Below are 3,473 nucleotides of genomic sequence, written 5' to 3'. Positions count from 1 at the left end.
GGGGCGCTGCAGCACGGCGGCGGCGCGCACCGGGGCCAGCAGAAGCAGCGCGGGGGCGAGGGCGGCGCCGGCGAGTTCCGCCAGGCCGCGCGCGCCGACCGTCTCGGCCGCGGCGACCACCAGGCAGGTGTCGGGGCCGCGCAGCAGCACCGGCGTTCCGCGGCGCAGCTCCGCAACCGCACGGTGAACCGAACGCAGTGCCTGCACGCCGGGATCGAGGCTCGGGGCGGCTTCGTTCGCTTCGGCAGCGAGGTTGCCTGGTGGCGTCATGGTCTGGCGTTCCATTCTTCGGTCCATGGCGCACCCGGATTGTGGCTTGCGCATGGCGGCACGGATGGCGCCCGCGGCGCCCGCGGGCCTGCCGGATGTGGTACGCATCAGCCCCGCGTCCAGATGCGTGAATCGTCAATCACAGATGCGAGAACTCGCCGGGGACGGCGCCGAGAGGCTGGCACAAGCGGGATCGAGCGGCCATACCTATGCGCGGGGCTCGTGCCGTCGCGGTTCCGTGATGGCCTTCTTGGATGGGGAAATTGTCGCATGCCTGGTCCGCGCCCTGTGCTGATCGTGGATGACGACACGGGGCTTTCGGCCACACTCGCCGAACAGTTGTCCCTTGATGGCGAGTTCGCGCCGGTCGAGGCCGCCAGCCTTGCCGAGGCCGAGGCGCGGGTCAGCGCGGATGGCGCGCGCTTCGACCTCATCCTGCTGGATATCCGGCTGCCGGACGGCGATGGGCGGGACTATTGCGCGCGCCTGCGGCGCGACGGCTACCGCATGCCGGTGGTCATGCTGACCGGCGCGGACAGCGAGGCGGACGTGGTCAGCGGCCTCGATGCCGGGGCCAACGACTTCATCGTCAAGCCCTTCCGGCTGAACGAGCTGCTGGCGCGCATCCGCGCCCAGCTGCGCGGCTACGACAGCAGCGAGGATGCGGTGTTCAAGGTGGGGCCGTACCTGTTCCGGCCTTCCGCCAAGCAGCTGCACGACCAGGCGCGCGGCAAGCGGATCCGGCTGACCGAGAAGGAAGCCGCGATCCTGAAGTTCCTCTATCGCGCCGGCGGACGGCCGGTGCCGCGCACGGTGCTGCTGAACGACGTGTGGGGCTACAACAGCAACGTCACCACCCACACGCTCGAGACGCACATCTACCGCCTGCGCCAGAAGATCGAGCCCAACCCTGCCGAGACGCGCCTCCTGGTGACCGAGGCCGGCGGCTATCGGCTCGAGCAGCTGGAGGATGCCGGCGCGGGCTGAACCGGGCCCCGCCGCCCCGCGGCGCGCGGGGGCGGCGGTGGCAGTGATCCCCGCGCGCGGAGCATCGCCTGCATGACCCGCCTGATCGAGGCCGCCGAGGCCAGCGCCGAGGTGCGCGCCGTCTACGACGACATCAAGGCGGTGCGCGGCGTGGCCGACGTCAACAACTTCTGGGAGGCGCTGGCGGTGCATCCACCGACGCTGGCGCGCACCTGGGAGAGCCTGAAGCAGGTGATGGCGCCCGGCGCGCTCGACCCGCTGGTCAAGGAGATGCTGTACCTCGCGGCCTCGGCGGCGGCGGGCTGCACCTATTGCGTGGCTTCCCACACCGCGGCGGCGCGGGCGAAGGGCATGACGGACGCGATGCATGGCGAAGTGCTCGCGGTGCTGGGCATGGCGGCGGAGACGAACCGGCTGGCGGAAGCGCTGCGCGTGCCGGTGGACCCCGCCTTCGGATAGCCGCGACCGGCTGCGGCGCCGCGGACCCGTCGCGGCGCCGCCCCGGGGTCCGCGACGGCTACAGGGCGCAGCCGGCGAGGGCGATGGCGAGGTCCACGTCGTCGTCGGGCGGCATCACCGCGCGCAGCCAAAGCCCGAGCCCCGCCGCCAGCCACCCCGCCGCCCACACCAGGGCCGAGGGATTCGCAAGGATGGCCAGGGCTGCCGTCTCGATCGTCGGTCCGAATGCATATGACATGGCAACATCTCCACCACTCAGGACAAGGCCTTGAGGAGGTCCGGCGTCACCTCCCGGATGAACATCTGCGACGATGCCGCGAGGTCCATCGCGCCGTAGAAGGTGGCCAGGTGCCGGTTCATCCCAGGGGCGCGCAGCAGCGTCTCGTAGATGCCGGCATGGTCCAGGTCGGCGACCAGGCGGATGTCGGCGCGCAGCGCGCCGGCGCCGGAATAGAGCCGCATCGAGGTCACGCCCGGAACCGCCTTGCAGGCCGGGACGAAGTCCTTGAGCAGGAAGGTCCAGAACGCCGCGACTTCCGCATCGGACAGAGAGGGCTTCAAGTTGAAGCGCCGGACATAGGTCGATGCCATGGGGTTCCTCCTGCGCCATGGGTGGCGCCCGAGACATTCCGGCAGGCGGGCAAGGCAGGCGGCAGCACGATTCCAGCAAGGTCATGCCGATGGGTCCGAAGCCCGCGGTCGAACGGCAGGACTCGGCGCCCGGCGGGATGCCGGAGGCAAGCGGAATCGTCACGAATCCGTGATATTTCCTGGAAAATCTGCGGCGCGGCGCCGGCCGGGGCAGGACGGGCCGCGAAGGCGTGCGCCCGCGGCCCGGGCGGTCAGGTCAATGATGCTTCCAGGGCACCTGCTCGGGCCCCGGCGCCGTCGGGTCCACCCGCAGGATCTGCCCGTTGGTCACGCTGAGCCCGGTCAGCGCCATGACGAAGCCCCAATGCGTCACGACCAGCGTATGCGCCCAGTCGTCGAGCGCCGCCATCTCCGCGCGGAACAGCGCGGCGCGGGCCTCCACCTGGTCGGCCGGTTCCTCCTGGAGGGGCCACCAGACCTCGTCGAGATGCGCCAGGTCCACATCGGGGAAGGCCATGCGCAGTTCGGTCGCGGGGCTGCCGATGTCGCAGGTGAAGGCGTAGCGCTCGCGCACCAGCGGGGTCACGCTCAGCCGCAGCCCCAGCCGCCGGGCTACCGGCATCGCGGTCTGGATCGCCCGGCGATAGGGGGAGACCAGGATGCGGCGGATGTCCTCGGTCGCCAGCGCCTGGGCCGCCTGCGCCGCCTGCTCGTGGCCGAGCGGCGTCAGCACGGGGTCGACGATCCCCGGGTCCTTCCGGGTCTGGGTGAACAGAAGGTTGAACTCGCTCTGTCCGTGGCGAAGCAGGATCATGCGGCGTGCGTCCCGGGAAAGCCCGGTGCCGGGGGTAGCGGGCGCCGCGCCGGGCCGCAACCTCGGCGCCTGCCGCGCGGCCGCGATGTTGCGGCCGGGGCATCGCCACCCTAAGTGTTGTGGTCTGAGGAGTTCCCCATGACAGGCGGCCTGCCGATCGATCTGATCCTGTTTGCCATGGTCGCGGCCTTCCTGGTGCTGCGCCTGCGCAGCGTCCTGGGGCGCCGGACGGGCTTCGAGCGCCCGCCCGAAGCCGCGCCCGGCGTGCCCGCCCCCGCGGCGGGGCGCGAGGCCGAGGTGCTTCCCATGCCCCCTGCGGCCGCCGTGCGGCGTGGCTTGCCCGACCCGCGCA

Annotated in this window: 5 protein-coding genes and 2 pseudogenes; 3 read left to right on the top strand and 4 right to left on the bottom strand. The window is 71.7% G+C overall.

Translation table 11 applies throughout. The features are described 5' to 3' along the window. Window positions 1-285: pseudogene (locus HW578_RS24550) on the bottom strand (hypothetical protein); the annotation flags it as partial. A gap of 255 nt (window positions 286-540) precedes the next feature. Here HW578_RS24550 and HW578_RS24545 point away from each other — a divergent pair. Both HW578_RS24545 and HW578_RS24540 read left to right on the top strand, forming a co-directional pair. After that, window positions 541-1,257 carry a response regulator transcription factor gene (locus HW578_RS24545; protein WP_198373330.1) on the top strand — a complete coding sequence of 239 codons (717 nt, stop codon included), beginning with the start codon at window positions 541-543 and terminating at the stop codon, window positions 1,255-1,257. Window positions 1,258-1,329: 72 nt separating this feature from the next. Beyond that, complete coding sequence (locus tag HW578_RS24540; RefSeq protein ID WP_198373329.1) at window positions 1,330-1,716, top strand: carboxymuconolactone decarboxylase family protein; 387 nt, start codon at window positions 1,330-1,332, stop codon at window positions 1,714-1,716. Between the two features lie 58 nt (window positions 1,717-1,774). Here the strand turns inward: HW578_RS24540 and HW578_RS24535 are convergent, their stop codons facing one another. The 3 genes from HW578_RS24535 to HW578_RS24525 form a co-directional block, all read right to left on the bottom strand. After that, window positions 1,775-1,954, bottom strand: a complete 180-nt coding sequence (locus tag HW578_RS24535) for a hypothetical protein (RefSeq protein WP_198373328.1) — start codon at window positions 1,952-1,954, stop codon at window positions 1,775-1,777. A 17-nt stretch (window positions 1,955-1,971) separates the two neighbouring features. Beyond that, window positions 1,972-2,307 (bottom strand): hypothetical protein, encoded by a 336-nt coding sequence (locus tag HW578_RS24530; protein ID WP_198373327.1) that lies wholly within the window; start codon window positions 2,305-2,307, stop codon window positions 1,972-1,974. Between the two features lie 256 nt (window positions 2,308-2,563). Beyond that, the gene (locus tag HW578_RS24525) at window positions 2,564-3,121 is read right to left on the bottom strand and encodes a histidine phosphatase family protein (RefSeq protein ID WP_198373326.1); all 558 of its coding nucleotides are present in this window, start codon (window positions 3,119-3,121) and stop codon (window positions 2,564-2,566) included. Between the two features lie 138 nt (window positions 3,122-3,259). Between HW578_RS24525 and HW578_RS28040 the strand changes: the two are divergent. Next, window positions 3,260-3,473 (top strand): annotated as a pseudogene (locus HW578_RS28040) (Tim44/TimA family putative adaptor protein); the annotation flags it as partial.

Origin of the sequence: Roseomonas rosulenta, from assembly GCF_016106005.1 — a bacterium.
Lineage (GTDB): Bacteria > Pseudomonadota > Alphaproteobacteria > Acetobacterales > Acetobacteraceae > Neoroseomonas > Neoroseomonas rosulenta.
The sequence above is the reverse complement of the archived record's forward strand: the minus strand, read 5'-3'. Positions and strand labels throughout refer to the sequence as shown.

Bases quoted from the DNA above. Each gene is read 5' to 3' on its own strand.
- HW578_RS24545 (WP_198373330.1), top strand. From the start codon at position 541: ATGCCTGGTCCGCGCCCTGTGCTGATCGTGGATGACGACACGGGGCTT.
- HW578_RS24540 (WP_198373329.1), top strand. From the start codon at position 1,330: ATGACCCGCCTGATCGAGGCCGCCGAGGCCAGCGCCGAGGTGCGCGCC.
- HW578_RS24535 (WP_198373328.1), bottom strand. From the start codon at position 1,954: ATGTCATATGCATTCGGACCGACGATCGAGACGGCAGCCCTGGCCATC.
- HW578_RS24530 (WP_198373327.1), bottom strand. From the start codon at position 2,307: ATGGCATCGACCTATGTCCGGCGCTTCAACTTGAAGCCCTCTCTGTCC.
- HW578_RS24525 (WP_198373326.1), bottom strand. From the start codon at position 3,121: ATGATCCTGCTTCGCCACGGACAGAGCGAGTTCAACCTTCTGTTCACC.